The organism is Sphingomonas sp. NFR04, assembly GCF_900114095.1.
In the GTDB taxonomy this organism is placed as follows: domain Bacteria; phylum Pseudomonadota; class Alphaproteobacteria; order Sphingomonadales; family Sphingomonadaceae; genus Sphingomonas.
Genome location: NZ_FORV01000002.1, coordinates 118,165 through 138,110, shown reverse-complemented (window position 1 = coordinate 138,110; position 19,946 = coordinate 118,165). Strand labels below are relative to the sequence as shown.

The window sequence follows — 19,946 nt, the reverse complement described above, 5'->3', positions numbered from 1 at the left end:
ATGTCCCCTGCCCTCAACGTTCACCATTCGATCCTCGGCCAGCCCTGGCGCTGGCGCGGCCTCGCCGCCGATGCGCGCGACCCCAATTTCGCCCCCGATGACCTCGTCACCCAGCTACTGCTCACCCGCGGCGTTGACCGCGCCGATCTCGAGCGCCATCGCACCCCCAGCATCCGCGCCTTCATGCCGGACCCCTCGATCTTCCGCGACATGGACCGCGCCGCCCAACGCCTCGCCGACGCCGTGGAAGCGCGCGAGCAGGTGGCGATCTTCGGGGATTACGACGTCGACGGCGCCACCTCGGCCGCGCTGCTGATCCTGCTGCTGCGTGAGCTCGGCCTGGAGGCCACCCCCTATATTCCGGACCGGCTGATGGAGGGCTATGGCCCCTCGGGTGAGGCGCTGGTGCGCTTGAAGCAGCAGGGGCACGGACTGATCGTCACCGTCGATTGCGGTGCCCAGGCGTTCGAGGCGCTGGCGATGGCGCGCGACGCCAATGCCGACGTGATCGTCGTCGACCACCACAAATGCGCGACCGAACTGCCCGTCGCGCACGCGCTGGTGAACCCGAACCGGCTCGACGAAACCGAGGGCGCCGAGCACGGCCATCTCGCCGCGGTCGGCGTCGCCTTCCTGCTCGGCGCCGCGCTGGTGCGGACGCTGCGCGCACGCGGCTATTTCGCCAGCCGGCCGGAGCCGCGGTTGCTCGAGCTGCTCGATATCGTCGCGCTGGGCACGGTGGCGGATGTGGCCCAGCTCAAGGGGCTCAACCGCGCCTTCGTGGCGCAAGGCCTCAAGGTGATGGCGCAGCGGCGCAACATCGGCCTTGCCGCGCTGGTCGAGGCCTCGCGGCTCACCCGCGCGCCGACCTGCACCGATCTCGGCTTCGCGCTCGGGCCGCGGATCAATGCCGGTGGCCGCGTCGGCAAGTCGGACCTCGGGGTGCGCCTGCTCACCACGCGCGATCCCGCCGAGGCGCGCGCGATCGCCGCCGAGCTCGACCTGCTCAACGAGGAGCGCCGGGCGATCGAAGCCGAGGTGCAGGTTGCGGCCGAATCGCTGTGCCTGGTCGGCGGCGACCGGATGGTTGCGCTGGTTTCCGGCGAAGGCTGGCATCCCGGCGTGATCGGCATCGTCGCGGGGCGGCTGAAGGAGAAGTTCGGCAGGCCCGCGCTGGTGATCGCGATCGGCGAGGACGGGATCGGCAAGGGCTCCGGCCGCTCGATCCCCGGCGTGGACCTGGGCGCGGCGGTGCTGGCCGCCAAGGATGCCGGGCTGCTGATCGCCGGCGGCGGTCACGCGATGGCGTGCGGCGTGACGGTGGCTGCGGACGGCGTGGAAGTCCTCGGCGCCTTTCTCGAAGAGCGCCTCGCCGAGCGAATCGCCGCCGCGCGCGGCGAGCGCGCCTTGCTGCTAGACGCGGTGCTGAGCCCCGCCGGCGTGAACCCCATGCTGGTGGAGGCGATGGAAGCCGGCGGCCCGTACGGAATGGGCTGGCCCGCGCCGCGAATCGCTGCGGGGCCGGTCCGCGTGATCAAGGCCGATGTGGTCGGCACCGGGGGCCATGTGCGCGCGATCGTCGCCGGCGCGGACGGCCAGAGCCTCAAGGCCGTCGCCTTCCGCCAAGCGGACACCGAACTGGGCCAGGCGCTGCTTTCCGCACCCGGCCATCGCCGCCTGTGGCTGGCTGGCCGGGCGAAGATCGACACTTGGGGAAGCCGCCCCGCAGCGGAATTGCACATAGAAGATGCGGCATGGGCAGATTGAGTGCTTGACGGCTGCGAAATCGCCCCCTATTCGGCCGCTCCACGCCAAGCAGTTGGCCCCTTCGTCTAGCGGTTAGGACGCGGCCCTTTCACGGCTGAAACACGGGTTCGATTCCCGTAGGGGTCACCACCTTGAAAAACCTAGGTTTTTCTCGGTTCAGTTGGGCGGTTAGGTAAAATCAAACGAGCCGGTTAGGTAAACGAATAAGGGGCGATCTTTCGACCGCCCCTCGCTGATCCTGTGATCTACCTAACCGCTGTCAAGCGACCAAGCGCAGATCCGGGCGCTCCTGCCCCGGTTTGATCGTGTTCATGCGGTCGCTGAACCCGCGCGACAGCTTACGCTTCGCGACGCCGCGTGTGTAATGGATCACAGTCTGAATATCCATGCCGCAGATGGCGCTCACCTCGTGCGGCGTCGCGCCGGCCTCCACCAGGTGGCACGCCGCGAGCTTGCGCAGCCCGTGGAATTTGAAGCGCGTGTCGCGCTTCTCCTCGCCCGCGCGCTCGACCTCGTCGAAATACCCCAGATCGAGCATCAGCTTCTTCAGCCGATCCTGGATCTGATCCGGCTTTGGAAACGGGCGGCCCAGACGGTTGTAGAGTACCGTCGGCGCGTCAGGGCTCGCCGGGAACGCCTCGACGATCGCAGCCAGCTCTGGGTGGATCGGGATGAACACCTCAACGCCCGTCTTTTTCTGAACGAGCGACATAGGCTCACCCGCGGCCGCGCAAGCCAGGAGCTCCTGGCGCTCGATGCGAATGCAGTCGGAGATCCGCTGGCCCGTGTAGACACCCAGCTGGATCGCGAGCCGGATCATGTCGCTGGCCCGGTCAATCGCTCGCTCATAGACGTCGTCGGGCCATGGGAGCCGCTCGCCGGTCTCCGGCCGCTCGGCGTCGCGCGCGGGGTTGTATTTGTCTTTGCGGTAGCCGCGGCGAATGCCCAGGTCGATGAGATCGGCCAGGTACTTCAGATAGTTCAGCGTCTTGCCCGGGTAGCTCGCCATGTCCGGCTCATCGATGCGCCGATCGACATCGGCGGGCTCGAGCTCCGCGACCAGCTTGTCGCCCCAGTCGGCGATGATGGTGCGGTAATAGCGATCCACGTTCTCGCGGGTGCTCTGCGCCATGTCCCGATACGCTCGCGACTTCTCGGCCTCGTGAACGAGTGCTTTGAACGAGCCGGTGATGTAATAGCGCTGCGATCCGCTCGCGGTGTCGACCTTCTCCTTCTTCGCTTTCTTGCGCGCCTCGTGCGCGTTCTTCAGCGGCTCATAGCAGCTGGCGAAATCCGGGTGGCTGGGGTGCGGAAGCGCGGTGTAGGAAGTCCGCCCGTCCTTGCCCTTGATCCCGAAATACAGCGTGCCCTTCTGCCACTGACAGTATTTGACCTTCGGTCGTTCCATGTCGCTCTCCACCGCCGGCAGCCTCATGCGAGGCCCGACCGGGCATCCAGATATCGATCCAGGACGTGTCGATCCCAGACCGTGTTGCCACCATCCCGAGTAGGAGCGGGATAGGTGTGTTGTTCAACACGGGTCAGAAACTTGCGTCGGGAGACGCCCATGTAAAGAGCAGCCAGGTCCGCATCGAGCATCCTGGGGGTGAATGGGAGGGGTCCCTCCCACCGGGATTTTTCAGCTTGTTGCGTCATGGTGTGTGTTGGTTAGCACATACTCCGCCGCCGTCAACGGGAATTTGCGGCGGCCTTCGATTCTCTTGCCGCCCGCCGGGCGCGCAGGAACACGCGGATCCGCTTCGCCAGCGGATGGTGGCTGTAGATGCGCCAGCGGCGGAAGCACTTCTTCGCGCCAAGCACTATCGCCACCCACAGACCCAAGCCAGCCATCAGAACGGGCACCTTGAGCAGCGCCCAGCCGATCGCGCCGGCGAGATCGCCGACATACCGAATGTTCTCGATCACTTGCAGAGCTCCGCCGCCGCGTGGAATGTCAGCTGTTCGCGGACGCACGCATAGAAGTCGCGGAGGCCGTTATAGCGGATCGCGAGCTCCCCATAGGCCTGCGCGTCGACCGAGCCCGTGATAGTCAGCGTGCCCATGGCACCGTCCGCAAGCGCGCCGAGCGGCTTGGGGTCAACGTCCAACTGGCTTGGGATTGCTGGCAGCGACGGCGGCGTCGACGGCGGCACGCTGAGCGTTGATGTTCGCGAGCATGCCGTCAGTGACAACGCACTCACGATAGCGAGGGTCAGCGGCAACTTCATTCTTCATCCTCTCCTGCGCGGGCGCCAGGTTAACCCGAAGCTCCTGCGTTCGGTTTTGCGTGAGAGCGCCGAGCACCAGAGCCATTCGGTCCATCTGGTTGGTGTCATGCTCGGCGACCTTGTTCGCGGCCTCGACCTGAGCCTTGTAGAGCTCCTCGGCGCGCGCAAAGCCGCGGGCATCGGCGCTCTCGACCAGGTTCTCGCGCCACGACGAGAACCCCCACCACGCCGCGGCGACAACTGCGATCGCTGCGACAGGCGTGGCCAGGGGTTTCAGGGGCGCCAGGAGCGTCCAAGGGATCAATTCAGCACCCGGTCGAGCGTGACCAGCTCGGGCAGCGGGGCACCCTCCAGGCGGGCTTGCAGCGTCAGCACGGCGTGCTTGAGCATCTGGATGTCGGCCGGCGCCGCGTCGTCGTTCGCACGGAATAGCGGAATGCCGCCGGAGCCACGGATCGCCAACACGTCCATGAACGCGCGCGCCGCAGTCTCGGTTTGCGCGAGTTCCTCGAGCGCGGCCGTCACGGCTGCGAGTGACTCGCTTAACGCCGTGTTGGTTTCTTGCAGACCGGTAGCCTCAAGCTGAGCGACACCTAGCCGAACCGAGACGTCGGCAGCATCCGCGCGCGCCGTGATCAATTGGCCCCGTTGCGAGCGCAGGCACCCCTGGAGCACGTCGATCGTGGAGCGCGCGTCCCGCAATTGTCCGCGAAGCTCTTCAAGTTCCGCAACCGAACCAGGGACGGTCTCGTCAGGCAGAGCCGCATCGAGAGACTCTGGAAGCGAGTGCTGCCGCTCATAGCGCAGGGTCTCGCCGGGCAGCATCCGCCGGAACGGTATCAGCGACCACAGATCAGCCATGGGTCACAAGCTCCGGCTCTTGAACTGTCGCCGCGTCGATCTGCTTGGCTGCCTTCATGAGGTGTCCAGCGATCATCAGCAGCAGGGCCTTGCCGAGCGTCGGGTCGATCGCCTTTGCAAGAGTCTCGGTGCGCGCCGCGTGCTCGGCGGCCATAATCGACATCGTGTCGTCGGAGACGTTGTGCTTGTTCAGCAGTTCGATGTCGGTGTGAAGGATCGCCTCGCGTGCGAGGTCGGCGAATAGATCTCGTGTCATTGGGTGCCCCTGGGCTGCTCGCCGTGCAGGTATGGAGCTGCCGCCTGCAGGACGCGGCGCTCGAAGAGAGCGAGGTCGCCGTCGTTCTGGACCCAGCAGTCCACACCCGCGGGGTCGAACTGGTCAAAATCGTGAGTGGAAAGCGGCAGGCGGGGATTGACCACTGCAATCGTGAGCCCGCCTGCCGCGCGGATTGCATGAGCCTGGCCCATGCGCACACTGCCGAAGCTGATCGGAGAGCTGTAGCGCTTCGCTTTGGCGATCGCGCGCTCCATCCAATAGTTCGGCCCGTGTTTGGTCTCGTATTCCTTGCCCAGATCGCCGATCGCCTGCCGCACCGCCACCGTGTCGCCATAGTCGGGACGGCGGATGTAGCGGGCCTTGCCTTCCTGGGTCGTGACATCGTCCCAAGAAAGGCCGTAGCGGATCATCGCCAGTCGACGCAGCGTGCGGCTGTCGTCGACTGGCGTGACGCCCTGGTGCTGAAGGAAGAGCTGCGCGGCGCTCTTGCCGTGCTTCGGATGACCACAGATCCCAATGATTTTCACGGTGGCGCTCATGCCGCAGCTCTTCCTGGTAGCGTTCGGTTAGGCGGTGAGATCTGCGATCTTGTCGCGGGTGCGACCCGCACGCGCGGCTTCCTGCTCGGCGGCGAACGCTTCGGCGCGCAGACGATTGACCTCATCGCGCAGCAGACGGGCGCGGTCGTTGTGAAGACGCTCGGCAGCGTCGAGCTTCGCGGCCAGCTTCGTGAGGCTCTTCACCAGCACGTCAACCGACTGGGTCGGAAGAATGCGGGCGATGACCTCCGCGACAAAATCACCAAACTTCATGAACCTGAACTCCATTTGCATTGTTGCTGACGTGTGTGTAGCAACACACACGCGACCGAGCAAGAGCAATCTTCACTCAGGATCAGAAAGAGCTTCGATGATCGCACGGCGCTGATCGGCGTTCAGCTTGTCAGCATCGCGCAGCAGCCCCCTCACCGCCTTGGGCATGCTCTCAAGCGCCCGCGCCTGCTCTGCCAGCTTTTGTTCGATGAGCTCCTCGTCCATGAAGAGCAGGCAGATCGACACGATGTCGGATTTCCGCGCGCCGAGCCTGGCGGCGAGCTCGCCCACCCTACCCCACGCGTCCGGCGCCACCTTGGTGCTGACGGTTTTCGTCGTCAGCGGTATCGGCAGATTGGTCATGCCGCCATCGCCTGCGGGAGAGGACGGGTGAAGCCCAGGCCGCGGAAGTCGAAGTCCTTGCCCTTCGCGAGCACGCCTTCCTTGAAGCCGTCGGTCTGCTCGACGATCGCCCGGCGGGCTTTTGCGTGCTTGATGAGGTGCTTGTTGTTGCCGTCGTCGAACTCGACGATGAACGCGAAATTCGGGGTCTTGCGCTTTTTGCGTAGCGCGCGCCCGATCCGCTGTCGCACAGCGACTTCTGCTTTGCCGCCGCCGGCCATGATGAGGATCTGCAGCGCCGGGACGTCGACGCCGACGTCGATGATGGTTGAGCCGATCACATAGTCGTATTCGCCCGAGGCGAGCTTATCGAGCGCGGCCTTGCGCTTGGCGTTGCCGCTCTCACCGAAGATAAACTCGCCCTTCATGCCGACCTGCTTCAGCATCTCGTGCAAGATCTTGCCGTGCTTCTGGCGCTTCACCAGAATGCCCACAGGCAGCCCCCAGCGCGAACCGCGAATGGTCTCGGCGCAGACATGCTTGTTGCGCGTGGGGTTGTTGACGATGCCGAGCTCCTCGGCCTTCTGCCAGGCTGTCGCCCGCCGCAGCGTCGGGGGCTGTTCCTTCGCGCCGATCGGGATGAACTTGAAGAACGGCTTCGCGAGGATGCCGCAGTTGATCAGGAACGCCTCGGTGACGCGCAGGCGGATGGGACCAAAGCGCGCGATCAGCCGCATATCGCTCTCACCGTCGCGCATCATCGGGGTCGCGGTGAGCGCCAAACGGTAGTGCGCGTTCCGGCAGAGGCCGAGCACCTCGTAATATGCCCCGCCGCCGGCCTCATGCGCCTCTTCGCCAATAACGAACTCGATGCTGTCGAGGAACGCGATCGCTTCGTCATAGCGCTGCTTCCAACGCTCCGCGGCGAGCTTCTGCTCGACCTGGGACGTGCCTATCTTGACCTCGTGGGGCGCCACGCGCTGGCCGAGTGTTTGCACCATCGCGCACACGACGTCGCCCGAGGTGTCCCACTGACTGTCGCCGACGTAACTGACGGTGAACGTCTTCAGTCGGGTCGCCATCTCGACGCTCATGGCGGCGAGAAGCTCGTCATCGGAGAGCTGGGCTAGGATATGCTTGCCTGCCTCGTCGAGCGCTTCACCCATCTGGTAGAGGAGCGCCGAGCGCGTGGTGATGAACATCGTCTTGCGGCCGATGCGTGTGATGCACATCGCGGCGATGCGCGACTTGCCGCCGCCGGTCGCGACCTGGGCGATGTAGCTTCCCTGCTTCTCGAGGATCCGCACCGCCTTGAACTGGTAGTCGCGGTTCGGGTCGGGCGCGTAGCTGTCGACGATGGGGAACCCTTGCGTCGGCATCGGCCCGAGCGGCGCCGGCAGAGGCTTGCGCACGATCTGAACCTCGTACCCGGCCTCCTGCAGCGTAGCGATCGCCGTGGTGACGAAGCCCGCCGGAAATTTGCTGGTGCTCCAGTCGAACAAGGTAGAGCGCCCGTCCCAGCCTCCATTGCCCATATGCTCGTGGCCTTCAACCACGAAGCTCATAGCGTTCGAGAGAGCCAGTTTCGTGGGATCGTCGTTCAGTTCGACCTTCGCCACGACGGGGTTCGCCAGGATGCGCGCAATCTTCTTCATCGAGCGCATCTTACCGGTTTCACCTTACCGGGTCTAGTGCTTACCGACACACACGTACTGTAACCACCTTACCAGAAGTGTCTAAGATTTGGCTTCCTCACGTCGGCGAAACAGTGTAGGATGACACACATGCAAAAGAGGCTTTTGACCCGATGAAATATGAGATGCGAGACCCTCGCACGATCACCGCCAGCCCGTGGAATGCGAACGTCGTCTCGCACGAGAACGAAGAGAAGCTGCGCGCCTCGATCGAGCGCAACGGCTTCTTCAAGCCGATCCTGATCCGTCTGCTGGACGGCGGCGGCGGCCCGATCGCCCATGAGTGCATCGGCGGCTGGCATCGCAACGAGCAGGCAATCGAGCTCGGCATGGACGAGGTGCCCTGCATCAACCTGGGCGTGATCAGCGACGAGAAGGCCAAGGAGATCAGCCTGGCCGACAACGCGCGCTATGGCATCGACGACACGCTGAAGCTTTCGGAGCTGCTGAGCGAGCTGAACGCCGGCGACCTGGAGGCCGTGTTGCCCTGGAGCCAACGCGACATCAGCGCGATCACGGCAAGTCTGTCGGTCGACATCGACGATCTCGACATCGACCAGCCCACGCTCGACGAGGATGAAGACGACGGCGAGGACGAGACGCCCGCGCCCAAGCTCGCGAAGACCCACCAGACCATGCGCTTCCGCAACGGGCTGAACGACGCCGCTCGCATCTCCGACCTCATCAAGAAGACGATGAGCGAGCAGGGCTTCACCAAGGAAGACGATCTGACCAACGCCGGCGACGCGCTCGCCTTTCTGCTGCTGAAGGACGACAACGATGCCGCTGTGTGACGATTTCCACGACGAGCCCGAGACCCTGCCCCACTGGCAGTTCGATGACTGCGCCGGGTGCGTGAACCGCGACAAGCCGCGGACGTGCCGCATGTGCACGAGCGGCGATCTCTTCGAGGAAGTTGAGCCGCAGGGAATCGACGATCTTTTTCGTGAAGGAGGCATGTGTTGAGCAACACACACGATCCCTATGACCTGGTCCGTCTGCCCACGGAGATGTGGACGATCGACAAGGTCAAACCTTACGCCAAAAACACCAAGGTGCACTCGCCGCAGCATATCGCGAAGCTGAAGGCGAGCATCTCGGCTGACGGTCTGTTCGACGCCCTGATCGTCGATCTCGAAGGCGTGCTGATCGCTGGCCACGGTCGGTATGAAGCCCTGGTCGCGCTCGGCCACACGACGGTGCCGGTGAAGCACGCCGCCCACCTTTCGAAGAACCAGGCAGACGCCGCGCGCATCGCGCACAACAAGACCGCGTCGACGGAATACGACAGCGGCTTCATGGCGGAGGAGCTGAAGCGCCTGATGGACGCCGATGACGTCGACATCGCGGCGCTCGGCTTTGAGGAGCACGAGCTCGACTTCCTGATCGAGGACCTGGGCACCGTCGACATCGCCGCGATCTCGACTGACCTGGACGCCGACATCGATCGGCAGGATGCCGAGACCGAGGAGAAGGTCGCCAAGACCGATGCGTCGGAAGAGAAGCTGACCAAGGCCTTGGGCTTCAACGCCATCCCCATTGCCGCGGTGCGCGACGTGCGCCGCTTCATCGCACAGATCGAGGCCGACACCGGGAAGACCGGCGCCGAAGCCTTCGTGGAATTTTGCCGTGGACGGTGACCAGCTATGCCTATTCTGCCGACGCATTGGGTGTTCTTTGTGCGGAACCCCAGGATCTACCTCGCCGCGCTCCGCGGCTGGCTCGCCTGCTTCCCCTCGCCCGGCCAGCTCTTCGACGACATCGTCGACGCGGCGCAGGGTCTCGAAGACGGGGGTGCCGCTTGTGAGGGCGGCGCTGGCGAAGAGCTCGACGTACCCGATGACGAATGGGAAGATCTGGACGACGAGCTTTGTTTCGACCCCGAGCCCGCCGGCTATGCCTGGGACGTGTACGGAGACGCCCGATGAAGGTTGAGCTTCACGCCGCATTCCAGAGCCGCACAGCGCGCTCGGAGCGGGTCATCAAGGTCGCCGAAGCTTTCGGGCTCGGCCTGGAAGACCGCGAGTTCACCGTTCTCGACAAGGTCGAGCTGGAGGTGAAGCCGGGCGACGTCGTCTACATCTGCGGCCAGTCAGGCGCCGGCAAGTCGGTCCTGCTGCGCGCGCTCGCCGAGAAGCTTGCAGAGGCGGGCCAATCTGTCGCCAACATAGACGCCGTCGATCTGGACTTGCACAAAGCGCTCATCGACCAGCTGGGCGGTGAGGGACTGGCTGAAGCAATTCGCCTCCTGTCGGTGGCGGGCTTGTCCGACGCCTACCTGTACATCCGCAAGCCCGGTGAGCTTTCCGATGGCCAGCGCTATCGCTTCCGCCTGGCGAAGCTGGTCGAGGGCGGCGCTGACGTCTGGGTAGCAGACGAGTTCGGCGCCGTGCTCGATCGCGTCACCGCGAAGATCGTCGCCTGGAATCTCGCCAAGGTCGCTCGCGCCCACGGCAAAACGCTGATCGTCGCAACCACCCACACTGATCTCCTTGAGGAACTTGCCCCGTCCCTCATGGTCACCAAGCGCTTTCACGACCGGATCAAGATCGAGACGAACGATGTTGACTGACACACACCTAGAGACGCGCACGCTCGACGTCAACCCGAAATTTCCCTGGGAGGCTGAACGCGTTGCGTCGCCGCGCCCGAAGCTATCGCTGATCGACGAGATGACCGTACAGCGCGGCACGATCGACGACTGGCGCACGCTGGAGGCGCTCCACTACAAGCAATCGGGCAGCCTTCCGGCCGGCAGCCACCACTTCACGCTGAAGCTGGGCGACGAGCTGATCGGGGTGCTGGTGATGGCGAGCCCGAAGCTGCTGCTGAAGGAGCGCCACGTCGTGCTACCGAAGCTGAAGCCGACCGGCCAGGACAACAAGATGACGAACCAGTTCCGCATGAAGTGGATCAATGCGAACATGTCCGTCGTCGCCCGGGTCGTAGTCGACACGATGTACCGCGGCGCCGGCCTCGCCTACCGGTTCACGAACATCGCAAGTCGAATGGAGGGCAAGCGCTTCATCGAGATCCAGAGCTCGATGTCGAAATACAACATGTTCGCCCACAAGGCCGGGTTCCAGTTCGTGAAGCCGATGCGGTCCAACATGTACGATGTGGGGATCAAGTTCTTCCGCGCCACCTTCGCCAGCGATCCCGCCGACCTGGAAGCGATCCTGGACGAGTGGCTCGAAAAGGAATCGATCGAGCGCGCCGCGGTCGAGGCAGCGACGAAAGATTTCTACTACCGCCACTCGGCGCTGGAGAAGACCGGCAAGAGCCTGGGCGGGGTCGGTGAGCGCCGGGTCGCCAACATGTCCATGCGGGACTGCGTGCACGCGCTGCAGCAGATGGTTCTCGCCTCGCCGCTCTACGGGATATTCACAAACCCCGACGTGGGCACGAAGCTTCCCGACGTGCTGCCAATCACCGCTTTCGACCGCCAGCACGCGACCGAAAGGCTGGTCGTCTGATGGCGCTCAAACCCTACGCCGAGAAGCGCCGGGGTCTGATGATGACCTCCAAGCAGCACGCGGTGCTCAAGGCCCTGGTCAAGGGTAACCCCGATGGCTCGTTGCTCGATGTTCACCAGCTGATCGAGGCCACCGCGCCCGGCACGACGCGGGGCGCGATGATCTGCACCCTCCGCCACCTGGTGGCGCACGGCTTGGTAAGGGAGGACGGGCTCGTCCTGCGCCGATCCCGCAAGGTCAGGACCCTCGCCGCGACTGATGCTGGGCGTGATCTCGTAAGGCCCACTGCCCTGCCCTCCGCGAGTTCGGGGAATATCGGAACCCCCTAGCGCGCACGCGTATATACGCACGCGCATCACGCACGCGGTATTAGTTATATTTATATATATATTAGTTTATATATATGATTCATAGATTCGTTATTCTTCTCACTTCGTTCGAAGAATAGAACGCGCCTTTCGGCACGTTCTTTTTTGTCAAAGGTCAGCATGACTGACCAATTTTGCTGCCAAGAGAACCCGCGGAGTGCAGCGAAGCCAAGAGGGGTTGCTCAAAACCTCGGTTGTGTGTATTCTAACACACATGCAGCCCGTTCGTGCCCTCTCTGTTGCCCCCGGAGTTCGCTGAACGTGGCTGCCCCGTCTCGCCTGTCGCCCTCGGACTGGGCCACGATCGTGACGCTCTACGAGCGCGGCGAGAAGAACCTTCGTGATCTCGCTGAGCAGTTCGGCGTGTCGAAGCAAGCGATCCAGCAGGGTCTGCATGCTCGTGGGATCACGAAGGGCTCCCGCCTGGCCGAAGTTACGACCGAGGTCGAGGACGTGGCCCGCGCCGAGCGCGAGCGCCAGGTTCAGCAGGCGACGGAGACCCGCGACAATTATGCCAAATGGACCGACGCCATCGCCAAGATGGTGATGTCCAAGGTGATCAACGCCGGGAAGAACAACGGCTCGGTAGCGACTGCCAATGCCGACGTGCTGACGCTGAAGAATGCGATGGCGGTTATCCAGAAAGCTCGCGTCGAGAGCTGGGACATCCTGCAGATCGAGGATCTCCTCGGCGAAGGCGCGTCGCTGCCGGATCTGAATGTCGGCGAGTACAGCGAGAGCGAGCTGGACGCGATCCGCGAAGGCAACGAGGCCAGCTACCTGGAAGGCCTCGAGGACGAAGACGAAGAGGGCAGCGACGACAGTCTCGACGACTGATCGTGACCTATTTTCCCCTCCCGAAGATCGACCTTAAGCTGCACCACGGCCAAGCCGCGGTGTTTCGGCATGCCGCGCGTTTCCGCATCCTGGTCGCCGGCCGCCGGTTTGGGAAGACCCACCTCTCTCGCATCGAGCTGATCCGCGCCGCGAAGGGTGCCGGCCGCCGCACCATCTGGTATGTGGCGCCGACCTTCTCGATGGCCCGCGAGATCATGTGGGATGAGCTGATCGAGGCTCTTCCGCAGTCCTGGATCGCCAAGAAGCACGAGACCCGCCTTGAGGTCCGGCTGATCAACGGCACCGTCATCCAGCTCAAGGGGGCGGACCGCCCCGACACGCTCCGCGGCCGCGCGCTGCACTTCTGCATCTGCGACGAGATGCAGGACTTCCGCCCTGACGTCTGGGAGAAGGTGCTCTATCCGACGCTGACGACCACCAAGGGTCGTGCGCTCATCATCGGCACTCCGAAGAGCTACAACCACTTCTACGAGCTCTATGCCAAGGGTCAGATCCGCAAGAACCAGCGGAGCGGCCAGTGGATTTCGTGGCAGTTCCCGACGATCATGTCGCCGTTCTTCCCGCCGAGCGAAATCCGGCACGCGCGAGAGAACCTGGATCCGAAAACGTTCCGCCAGGAGTTCGAGGCCAGCTTCGAGAGCATGTCCGGCCGCGTCTATTACGCGTTCGATCAGAAGAAGCATGTCGGCCGCTACCCCTTCAACCCCGCGCTGCCGATCATCCTGGGGCAGGACTTCAACGTCGATCCAATGTCGACCGTGATCATGCAGCGGCAGCCCAGCGGCCAGGTCTGGGTCGTCGATGAAATTAAGCTGCCCAGCTCCAACGTGCCGGAGGTATGCGACGAGCTGGAGCGTCGATATTTCCGCCACAAGGCGCAGATGACGCTCTATCCCGACCCGGCCGGCGCCAACCGAAACTCTTCGCGAGGCGAGTCCGACCTGGACGTCTTCCGATCGCGCGGCTTCAGGAAAATCATCTACAAGAAGAAGCACCCGCTGGTCTCGGATCGTGTCGCGACCGTCAATGGCATGTTCTCAAATGCCGAGGGCGAAGGTCGACTGTTCATCGACGAGAAGTGCCGGCACCTGATCGAGAGCCTCAACCAGACGATCTACAAGGCTGGCACGCCCCAGGTGGATAAGAGCCAGGGTGTCGAGCACATGTGCGACGCGCTTGGCTACCCGATCCACTACCTGTTCGGGAACCGCTTCTCCAAGCTCGTGGGCTGGTCCTATTGACCGTAGCGTGTGGGTGACAACACACACAGTTTCAGATATACTGGCGCGATGTCTGTCGATCTCTCCGCGCTGAAAGCAGCATCGTCCGAGCAGCTCTTGAAGCTGATCGATCGCCGGCACCCCGAGTTCAAGGAAAACCTCGACCACTGGCGTTTCCTGGAAGCGTGCTACCGCGGCGGCCGCTCGTGGATCGAGAAGAACCTCTTCACCTACCCAAAGGAGGGCCGCAAGGAGTTCGCGGAGCGCAAGAAGCGCGCATATCGCTTCCCGCACTCCAAGGAGGTCGTCGGCCTCGTCAACAAGTACGTCTTCAAGGGCGCGATCGCGCGGAGCGAAGAGCTGCCGCCGGCGGTCAAGGAGTTCTGGGGCGCAGCCACGCTGCTGAAGCGCCCCATCTGCGACCTGATGGAATCGATCGCGAAGTGGTCGAGCACCTTCGGTCGGCTCTGGGTCGTGGTCGACAATTCGATCCCCGCAGATGTCGTCACCGAAGCTGACCGCAAGGCCGCCAAGGGGCGCATCTACGCATACTTCATCAAGCCGATGCAGGCCTACGACTACGCCTTCGATGAAGACGGCGAGCTCGAATGGTTCATGAACGGCGAGTTCGCGCGCGACGACGCGAACCCCCTCACCTCCTCCGGCGATGTGACCGAGCAGTTCCGGCTTTGGACCAAGGATTTCACCGCGGTCATCAAGGTCGCGAAGAAGGGGCGTGAGCGCACCGCAGAGCTCGATCTGGCGTCCGTGCGTGAGCACGGCCTGGGCATCGTCCCGATCTTCCCCGCCGACCACATCACCTCGGACGAGCTCTACAAGGTCGACGGGCTGGTCGAAGACGTTGCCTATATGGACCGGACGGTCGCGAATTACCTGTCCTGTCTCGACGTGATCGTCACGGATCAGACCTTCTCGCAGCTGGCAATCCCGTTTCAGGGCATGCTGCCCACCGAGGGCGGCGCCGGTGACGACAGCGATATCGACCAGGATCAGATGTCGAACATGCAGGTCATGGGGACCAAGCGCGTGTTCGGCTACAACGCCGAGGGTGGCGCCGCCCCCACGTACATCTCGCCTGACGTCAGCCAGCCCGAGCTGATCCTCAAGGCCGTCACCAAGATCGTCGGCGAGATCTATCACTCGATCGGCATGGCCGGCGAACGGACGAAGGAAGACAACGCCACCGGCATCGACAATTCCAGCGGCGTCGCCAAGGCCTACGATTTCGAGAAGATCAACGCGATGCTCGCCGCGAAGGCGCGGTCGCTTCAGAACGTCGAGCACAACCTGGTGCGCCTGGTGAACGCCTGGTCCGGCGATGTCGAGGAGCTCCAGGATACCGAGGAGCTCGTCAGCTACCCGCAGACATTCGACGTGCGCAACCTCGCCGACGAAATGGACAATGCGCAGCGTCTCTCCGTGATGAACGCTCCGAAGAAGCTCCGCCGCAAGCAGATGGCGCGGCTGTCCGAGAAGATGTTCCCGCAAGCTTCGGAAGCAGATCTCAAGGAGATCCAAGACGACATCGAGAACGACTGGCTCGAAGAGCCCGTGATCGATGCCGCGTCTGCACTCTCTGCCCAGCCAACCCTCGGAAAGGGCCGCGTCCCCGGCAAGCGAAACAGCCAGGGCGAAAACAATCAAGGGTCCGTGAAGGCGCCCGACAAGGAGAAGGAATTGAATAAGTGAGCTTTATCGCGCCCTTGGTGCCGCTCGTGCTCAGCGCCGCCACCATCGCCGAAGGGGCGGCCCCCGATACGCCCATCGGCACCATCCAGAACGTCAGCGCCGGCGGGAAGCTGAGGCTGATCGATAGCGCTGGCAGTCGAGTGAAGCTCGTCGGTACCGAGCTCAAGGTCAACCGCCTCGAGGTTCTGCCGGACCAGGTGAAGAAGTTCTCGATCATTGTCGAGGAATGGAACCCTGATGCGCAGACGCCGCGGCAGCAGACGGAACTGAAGATCACCATCACGGCGGCTTCGCTTCCGGTCGCCTCGTCGAAGCCCACGCTAACCGCTCCCTCGAGCCCCCGCGTCGGCGATCTCGTTTCGGCTATCGACGCGAATATCACCGGCGGCGTTCGTGCCGGCGGCCGGTGGGTGCGGGCGGGTACCGACGGCTATACCGTCATCAGCTATCCCGACGTCACCGATTACCGCTTCTCGCGCGAAGATCGTGGCTATCGGATCGGCTATCAAACGATCGGCCGCAACAAGAAGGGCGAGCTGCTTGCGAGCAGCGACCTGACCGGCGTCGTGCTCGGCTCGCTCGAGGTCGTTCCGCCGATCCCGGCAAATCCGACGCTTTCGATTTCGGATCCGATCGAGCTGCCCGAAGGCAACAGCGGCACGACATCGTTCGTCTACACCGTCACGCTCAAGCGCGATGGCTTTGTTGGCCCTGCACCCTTCACCTGGGCAGTGACGCCCGGCGCCACCAACCCGATCAGCGCCGATGATGTCGTGCAGGTGACCGGCGCCGATCTTTTCGCTGCCAACGAGAGCGTCAAGACTGTCACCGTGAAGGTGATCGGCGACATGAAGGTCGAGCCGAACGAAAACTTCATCATCACCGTCTTCGTGCCTGGTATCGGCACCGTCACCAGCGCTGGCACGATCCTCAATGACGACGATGCGACCCTCACGGTTCCGCTGGGCGCGAATACCCGCCGCGGGATGGGTGCTTTCGACCTGGGGTATTCCGGCTCGGGCACGCCGGCGATCGTCGGGGGTGACGCGGGCGGCCTCTTCACCATCGTCAACAATAAGCTCGTGCTCGCAGGCACCGCAGGCGCTGCTCCCCCGGCGCTCGCGGCCTCGTACAGCCTGCGCGTATCGGATGGCGCCGGCTGGGCCGTGACGGCCAGCGTGGTCACGGTCAGCAACGCTCGCCACGTAGCAACTGCGGCAGAGCTTGCGGCGCATGGTGCGGCCTATGGCGAGACGGTCATCCTTCGCAATGGCAACTACGCTTCGCAGGGGACGACCGGACCCAGGATCGCTGCGCCCACCGGCACGTTCTCCGGGAGCAACCATGCCGTGCTCACGGCTGACAACGTCTACAAGGCGACGATCAGCAACTTCTTCATCGCGGGAGGCTTCGCGCTCCGCGGCCTGCGCTGGACGAGCCTGCTCTCAGGACCCGGCGTCGAGTGCGTCCGTTTCACCGGCGACAACTACATCGTCGAGAATAACCGCTTCGAGGTGGATGACTCGTCCACCTACAGCTACGGTATCCTCAAGAACGGTGCCGTTCAGAATGTGACGATCCGCAATAACACGTTCAAGAACCTCGCGACGAACATTGCCATGGGCGTGAACGGCACGCAGTCGAACAACATTCTCGTCGACGCGAACACCTTCATCAACATGGGTGAGGATGGGATGCAGTTCACGAACGCGGGCAGCGTCACCGTCACGAACAACCTTGTGATCGACAAGCTGACGCCGGCCGGCAGCCAGGCGCACCCCGATTTCGTGCAGATCAACACCCTCTCGACCACCACGACGACGGGGCCGGTGCTCGGCGATCTGATCGTGCGTGGCAACATGATCATCCGCGGCAATGGTGGAGACGGCGGCTATGCCGGCCTGCACGGCGTGTTCGCTGGGCCGTGGAACGCTACCGGACCGACCTACCAGAACATCTACATCGAGAATAACTGCTTCCAGACGTCGAACGCCAACAGCATCGCGATGGTGGTGAAGGACTCGAGCGGCAATGTCGCAGGCGCGGTCGGCGTGAACATCTACGTTCGCAACAACACGGCCATCAACGATCCGAGCGCGCTCGACCTGATCGACCCGACTCTTGCGGGCTCGATCCCGGCGATCAATGTCACTGGGGTGTATGGCGATCTCGTCGTGACGGGGAACGTCTGCGCGGGGCCGATCACGGCCACCATCACAGGGGCCGCGAAGCTCACCAACCAGGGCAACCTGGCCAACATGAAAGCCTTCACCGATCACCAGGCGATCTTCGCGAACCCGTATCCCACTGGGTCGGGCAATAGCGGCCTGACAGACATCGCGGCACGGAAGGCAGACTATATCGCGCGGTATGCCACCAAGGGCGCGGCTGCCAGCATTGGTGCGTTCGTTCCCACCACGCCGGTCGCGACCATGACGCCGTACACGCTGCTCGACGGCTTCGATACGCTCGGCTCCCGCACCGTGAGCAGCGGCGCATCGATGCAGGTCGTTGGGCCTGTCGTGCAGGGCACCGGCGCGGTGCAGGTCAACATGCTGGGCGTCAACCTTCCGTCGCTCACGACCCCGAGCATCGGCGCGAACGATGATCCCGCCAGCTGGGACCTGATCGGCGTTTGCATCGATGTCGGCATGGATGTGTACAACACCTCCCTGTATGCTGCCGTCTTGCGCCTCACGACCAACGGGCAGACCTACATCCCGTCGTTCGACCCCGCCTCTGGCCTCGCGCCCAATACCGACTTTTACCCGTACAATCGTGGCAAGCGATGGCTGACCTTCAAAGCTTCGCGCTTGCGCGCTGGCGGCTCATGGACTGGCGCAAAGCTGACGGACGCAGGGGCTGGCACGAAGCAGCTTGCGCTTCAGCTGCAGAACCTTGGCAACAAAAACGCTTCGGTGAAGGTGGATGCGCTGATCCGCCCGCAGCGGATCAAGCCTGCGATCGTCCTGACTTTCGATGACGGCAACGTCGGCCAGATCACTAAGGCGGCGCCGGCTATGAAGGCCGCGGGCATCGCAGCTGGAATGCCCTACCCGTTCGTGGGCACCGGCTTCCTCTGCCAGGACGTGTTGAGCACCAACGGCGCCACGAATCTAACCGCCGCCCAGGCTCTGTCGCTCAGGAACGACTATGGGTGGACGTGGAGTCTCGACAGCGGCCCCGCTGACGAGTCCTTCACGATGTTCACCTCGCCAGCTGCGGCCGTCGAGCAACTGAACGCCCTGCGCGACCGCGCAATCGCGGGTGGTTTCTCGAACGCTGACGACGCAAAGCTGTTCTGTTGGTCGTTCGGCGCGGGGACGTATTGGGGCGGCGGCGGCGCGCCCAATCACGCGATCGCGTTGACGCCGAACGGGACGAGCACGATCACGTTGGCGAACACCATTGTAAACCAAGGTATCGCCGCCGGCATGGTTGTGAAGAACACGGGCGCCTCGGGCAACCCTGTTCTGCTTCAGATGAAGCGCAACGGGCGGTCGCAGGTCGACCTGGTTTTCGACCGGGCAATCCCGGCCGGGGCTTCGCGAACGTGCTACTTCTCAGCCTCGCGCAGGGGGGTGACCTACACCGCCAGTGGCACGGCGCAGCTCACGAACGTGGACACGACCTACCTCGTGCCTGGCATGACGATGTTCGCTTTGGGCGTGCCGGATGGACTTACCATTCTGTCGGTCGACGTCGAAGGCGCCACCGGAACCGTTACCATGTCGGGCAATGTGCCGGCGATCACCGGCGGCCTTGCCAACTTCCACCTCAAGGACGCTGCCTTCCAAATCGGCAAGATGGAGGACGCGCTTCTTGGCGCGGGCTATAAGTTCGGGCGCATGGGCTCGGCCGGCAGCGGCAATGGCGTTTACACTGGCTACGGCCTTGACCCCTACTTCGCCATTCGCTGCCCGGCCGCATCGTTCGACGACACCACGGCAGCAGGCGGTAGCACCAATCTTGTCGACAAGGCCTACGCCGAGGTCCTGGACGCAATCGACGGTGGTAAAGACCTGGTGTGCTATATGCATTACGGACCCGCCCAGAACGACGACAACTTCAACCAGCTCGTGCAGCGGCTCGCCGCGGGGTGCGCGGCCGGCCTCTTCGACATCCTGAGCCTTCGGGACTGGTGGGCGCGGGTGGAATCCCGCCTGCCGCTCGTCTGATAGCGTAACACATCCGTTTCGACTGAGGCTCGCGATGTTTGGGTAGCTCCAGGCATCGCGAGCCTTCTTTTTGGAGCGCGCGCGGACGAGCCATGTCAGCGCACAGCCTTCCAACAAAACGGCATGTGTGTTATGGTACACACTTCACAGAGCAA

Annotated in this window: 22 protein-coding genes and 1 tRNA gene; 13 read left to right on the top strand and 10 right to left on the bottom strand. The window is 63.6% G+C overall.

What is annotated here, in order from left to right; all coding sequences use genetic code 11:
- Positions 1-1,767 carry a single-stranded-DNA-specific exonuclease RecJ gene (gene recJ, locus BM009_RS06820; protein ID WP_093294950.1) on the top strand — a complete coding sequence of 589 codons (1,767 nt, stop codon included), beginning with the start codon at positions 1-3 and terminating at the stop codon, positions 1,765-1,767.
- Positions 1,768-1,821: 54 nt separating this feature from the next.
- Positions 1,822-1,896, top strand: a tRNA-Glu gene (locus BM009_RS06815).
- Between the two features lie 130 nt (positions 1,897-2,026).
- Here BM009_RS06815 and BM009_RS06810 read toward each other — a convergent pair.
- The 10 genes from BM009_RS06810 to BM009_RS06765 form a co-directional block, all read right to left on the bottom strand.
- Complete coding sequence (locus tag BM009_RS06810) at positions 2,027-3,175, bottom strand: site-specific integrase (RefSeq protein WP_175487933.1); 1,149 nt, start codon at positions 3,173-3,175, stop codon at positions 2,027-2,029.
- A gap of 281 nt (positions 3,176-3,456) precedes the next feature.
- Positions 3,457-3,693, bottom strand: coding sequence for a hypothetical protein (locus BM009_RS06805; protein WP_093294948.1), 237 nt, complete (start codon positions 3,691-3,693; stop codon positions 3,457-3,459).
- Positions 3,690-3,830 carry a hypothetical protein gene (locus BM009_RS06800; RefSeq protein ID WP_175487932.1) on the bottom strand — a complete coding sequence of 47 codons (141 nt, stop codon included), beginning with the start codon at positions 3,828-3,830 and terminating at the stop codon, positions 3,690-3,692. Before BM009_RS06800 ends, BM009_RS06805 begins: the two co-directional genes overlap by 4 nt.
- Before the next feature lie 34 nt (positions 3,831-3,864).
- Complete coding sequence (locus tag BM009_RS06795) at positions 3,865-4,299, bottom strand: hypothetical protein (protein WP_093294945.1); 435 nt, start codon at positions 4,297-4,299, stop codon at positions 3,865-3,867.
- Positions 4,296-4,856, bottom strand: a complete 561-nt coding sequence (locus tag BM009_RS06790; RefSeq protein WP_093294944.1) for a hypothetical protein — start codon at positions 4,854-4,856, stop codon at positions 4,296-4,298. The genes BM009_RS06795 and BM009_RS06790 overlap by 4 nt, the downstream gene beginning before the upstream one ends.
- Complete coding sequence (locus BM009_RS06785) at positions 4,849-5,112, bottom strand: hypothetical protein (RefSeq protein WP_093294943.1); 264 nt, start codon at positions 5,110-5,112, stop codon at positions 4,849-4,851. The genes BM009_RS06790 and BM009_RS06785 overlap by 8 nt, the downstream gene beginning before the upstream one ends.
- A complete protein-coding gene (locus tag BM009_RS06780) occupies positions 5,109-5,672 on the bottom strand; it encodes a hypothetical protein (protein WP_093294942.1) in 564 nt (187 codons plus the stop codon). Before BM009_RS06780 ends, BM009_RS06785 begins: the two co-directional genes overlap by 4 nt.
- Before the next feature lie 27 nt (positions 5,673-5,699).
- Positions 5,700-5,945 (bottom strand): hypothetical protein, encoded by a 246-nt coding sequence (locus BM009_RS06775; protein WP_139216572.1) that lies wholly within the window; start codon positions 5,943-5,945, stop codon positions 5,700-5,702.
- Positions 5,946-6,017: 72 nt separating this feature from the next.
- The gene (locus BM009_RS06770; protein WP_093294940.1) at positions 6,018-6,308 is read right to left on the bottom strand and encodes a hypothetical protein; all 291 of its coding nucleotides are present in this window, start codon (positions 6,306-6,308) and stop codon (positions 6,018-6,020) included.
- Positions 6,305-7,942: a DEAD/DEAH box helicase gene (locus BM009_RS06765; protein ID WP_217644179.1), complete on the bottom strand. Its 1,638-nt coding sequence runs from the start codon at positions 7,940-7,942 to the stop codon at positions 6,305-6,307. Before BM009_RS06765 ends, BM009_RS06770 begins: the two co-directional genes overlap by 4 nt.
- A 164-nt stretch (positions 7,943-8,106) precedes the next feature.
- Here BM009_RS06765 and BM009_RS06760 point away from each other — a divergent pair, with 164 nt between their 5' ends.
- From BM009_RS06760 to BM009_RS06715, 11 genes are all read left to right on the top strand, one after another.
- Entirely contained in the window at positions 8,107-8,775 is a 669-nt protein-coding gene (locus BM009_RS06760) for a ParB N-terminal domain-containing protein (protein ID WP_217644178.1), read from the top strand.
- Positions 8,762-8,947: a hypothetical protein gene (locus tag BM009_RS06755; protein WP_093294935.1), complete on the top strand. Its 186-nt coding sequence runs from the start codon at positions 8,762-8,764 to the stop codon at positions 8,945-8,947. Before BM009_RS06760 ends, BM009_RS06755 begins: the two co-directional genes overlap by 14 nt.
- 44 nt (positions 8,948-8,991) lie before the next feature.
- Positions 8,992-9,621 (top strand): ParB/Srx family N-terminal domain-containing protein, encoded by a 630-nt coding sequence (locus BM009_RS06750; RefSeq protein ID WP_139216571.1) that lies wholly within the window; start codon positions 8,992-8,994, stop codon positions 9,619-9,621.
- Positions 9,622-9,660: 39 nt separating this feature from the next.
- Positions 9,661-9,909, top strand: coding sequence for a hypothetical protein (locus BM009_RS06745; protein WP_175487931.1), 249 nt, complete (start codon positions 9,661-9,663; stop codon positions 9,907-9,909).
- Positions 9,906-10,553, top strand: a complete 648-nt coding sequence (locus tag BM009_RS06740) for an ATP-binding cassette domain-containing protein (protein WP_093294930.1) — start codon at positions 9,906-9,908, stop codon at positions 10,551-10,553. The genes BM009_RS06745 and BM009_RS06740 overlap by 4 nt, the downstream gene beginning before the upstream one ends.
- Positions 10,543-11,457, top strand: coding sequence for a hypothetical protein (locus BM009_RS06735; protein WP_093294929.1), 915 nt, complete (start codon positions 10,543-10,545; stop codon positions 11,455-11,457). The genes BM009_RS06740 and BM009_RS06735 overlap by 11 nt, the downstream gene beginning before the upstream one ends.
- Positions 11,457-11,786 (top strand): hypothetical protein, encoded by a 330-nt coding sequence (locus BM009_RS06730; protein ID WP_093294927.1) that lies wholly within the window; start codon positions 11,457-11,459, stop codon positions 11,784-11,786. Before BM009_RS06735 ends, BM009_RS06730 begins: the two co-directional genes overlap by 1 nt.
- A gap of 300 nt (positions 11,787-12,086) precedes the next feature.
- Positions 12,087-12,662, top strand: coding sequence for a MarR family transcriptional regulator (locus tag BM009_RS22770; protein ID WP_217644177.1), 576 nt, complete (start codon positions 12,087-12,089; stop codon positions 12,660-12,662).
- Between the two features lie 2 nt (positions 12,663-12,664).
- The gene (locus tag BM009_RS06725) at positions 12,665-13,924 is read left to right on the top strand and encodes a terminase large subunit domain-containing protein (RefSeq protein ID WP_217644176.1); all 1,260 of its coding nucleotides are present in this window, start codon (positions 12,665-12,667) and stop codon (positions 13,922-13,924) included.
- 48 nt (positions 13,925-13,972) lie between these two features.
- Positions 13,973-15,613 (top strand): hypothetical protein, encoded by a 1,641-nt coding sequence (locus BM009_RS06720; protein ID WP_093294924.1) that lies wholly within the window; start codon positions 13,973-13,975, stop codon positions 15,611-15,613.
- Positions 15,610-19,791, top strand: a complete 4,182-nt coding sequence (locus BM009_RS06715; RefSeq protein ID WP_093294923.1) for a right-handed parallel beta-helix repeat-containing protein — start codon at positions 15,610-15,612, stop codon at positions 19,789-19,791. The genes BM009_RS06720 and BM009_RS06715 overlap by 4 nt, the downstream gene beginning before the upstream one ends.
- The last annotated feature ends 155 nt before the right edge of the window (positions 19,792-19,946 follow it).

Coding starts and splice junctions, on each gene's coding strand:
- recJ (WP_093294950.1), top strand. CDS start 1: ATGTCCCCTGCCCTCAACGTTCACCATTCGATCCTCGGCCAGCCCTGG.
- BM009_RS06810 (WP_175487933.1), bottom strand. CDS start 3,175: ATGGAACGACCGAAGGTCAAATACTGTCAGTGGCAGAAGGGCACGCTG.
- BM009_RS06800 (WP_175487932.1), bottom strand. CDS start 3,830: ATGGGCACGCTGACTATCACGGGCTCGGTCGACGCGCAGGCCTATGGG.
- BM009_RS06790 (WP_093294944.1), bottom strand. CDS start 4,856: ATGGCTGATCTGTGGTCGCTGATACCGTTCCGGCGGATGCTGCCCGGC.
- BM009_RS06785 (WP_093294943.1), bottom strand. CDS start 5,112: ATGACACGAGATCTATTCGCCGACCTCGCACGCGAGGCGATCCTTCAC.
- BM009_RS06780 (WP_093294942.1), bottom strand. CDS start 5,672: ATGAGCGCCACCGTGAAAATCATTGGGATCTGTGGTCATCCGAAGCAC.
- BM009_RS06775 (WP_139216572.1), bottom strand. CDS start 5,945: ATGAAGTTTGGTGATTTTGTCGCGGAGGTCATCGCCCGCATTCTTCCG.
- BM009_RS06770 (WP_093294940.1), bottom strand. CDS start 6,308: ATGACCAATCTGCCGATACCGCTGACGACGAAAACCGTCAGCACCAAG.
- BM009_RS06765 (WP_217644179.1), bottom strand. CDS start 7,942: ATGAAGAAGATTGCGCGCATCCTGGCGAACCCCGTCGTGGCGAAGGTC.
- BM009_RS06760 (WP_217644178.1), top strand. CDS start 8,107: ATGCGAGACCCTCGCACGATCACCGCCAGCCCGTGGAATGCGAACGTC.
- BM009_RS06755 (WP_093294935.1), top strand. CDS start 8,762: ATGCCGCTGTGTGACGATTTCCACGACGAGCCCGAGACCCTGCCCCAC.
- BM009_RS06750 (WP_139216571.1), top strand. CDS start 8,992: ATGTGGACGATCGACAAGGTCAAACCTTACGCCAAAAACACCAAGGTG.
- BM009_RS06740 (WP_093294930.1), top strand. CDS start 9,906: ATGAAGGTTGAGCTTCACGCCGCATTCCAGAGCCGCACAGCGCGCTCG.
- BM009_RS06735 (WP_093294929.1), top strand. CDS start 10,543: ATGTTGACTGACACACACCTAGAGACGCGCACGCTCGACGTCAACCCG.
- BM009_RS06730 (WP_093294927.1), top strand. CDS start 11,457: ATGGCGCTCAAACCCTACGCCGAGAAGCGCCGGGGTCTGATGATGACC.
- BM009_RS06720 (WP_093294924.1), top strand. CDS start 13,973: ATGTCTGTCGATCTCTCCGCGCTGAAAGCAGCATCGTCCGAGCAGCTC.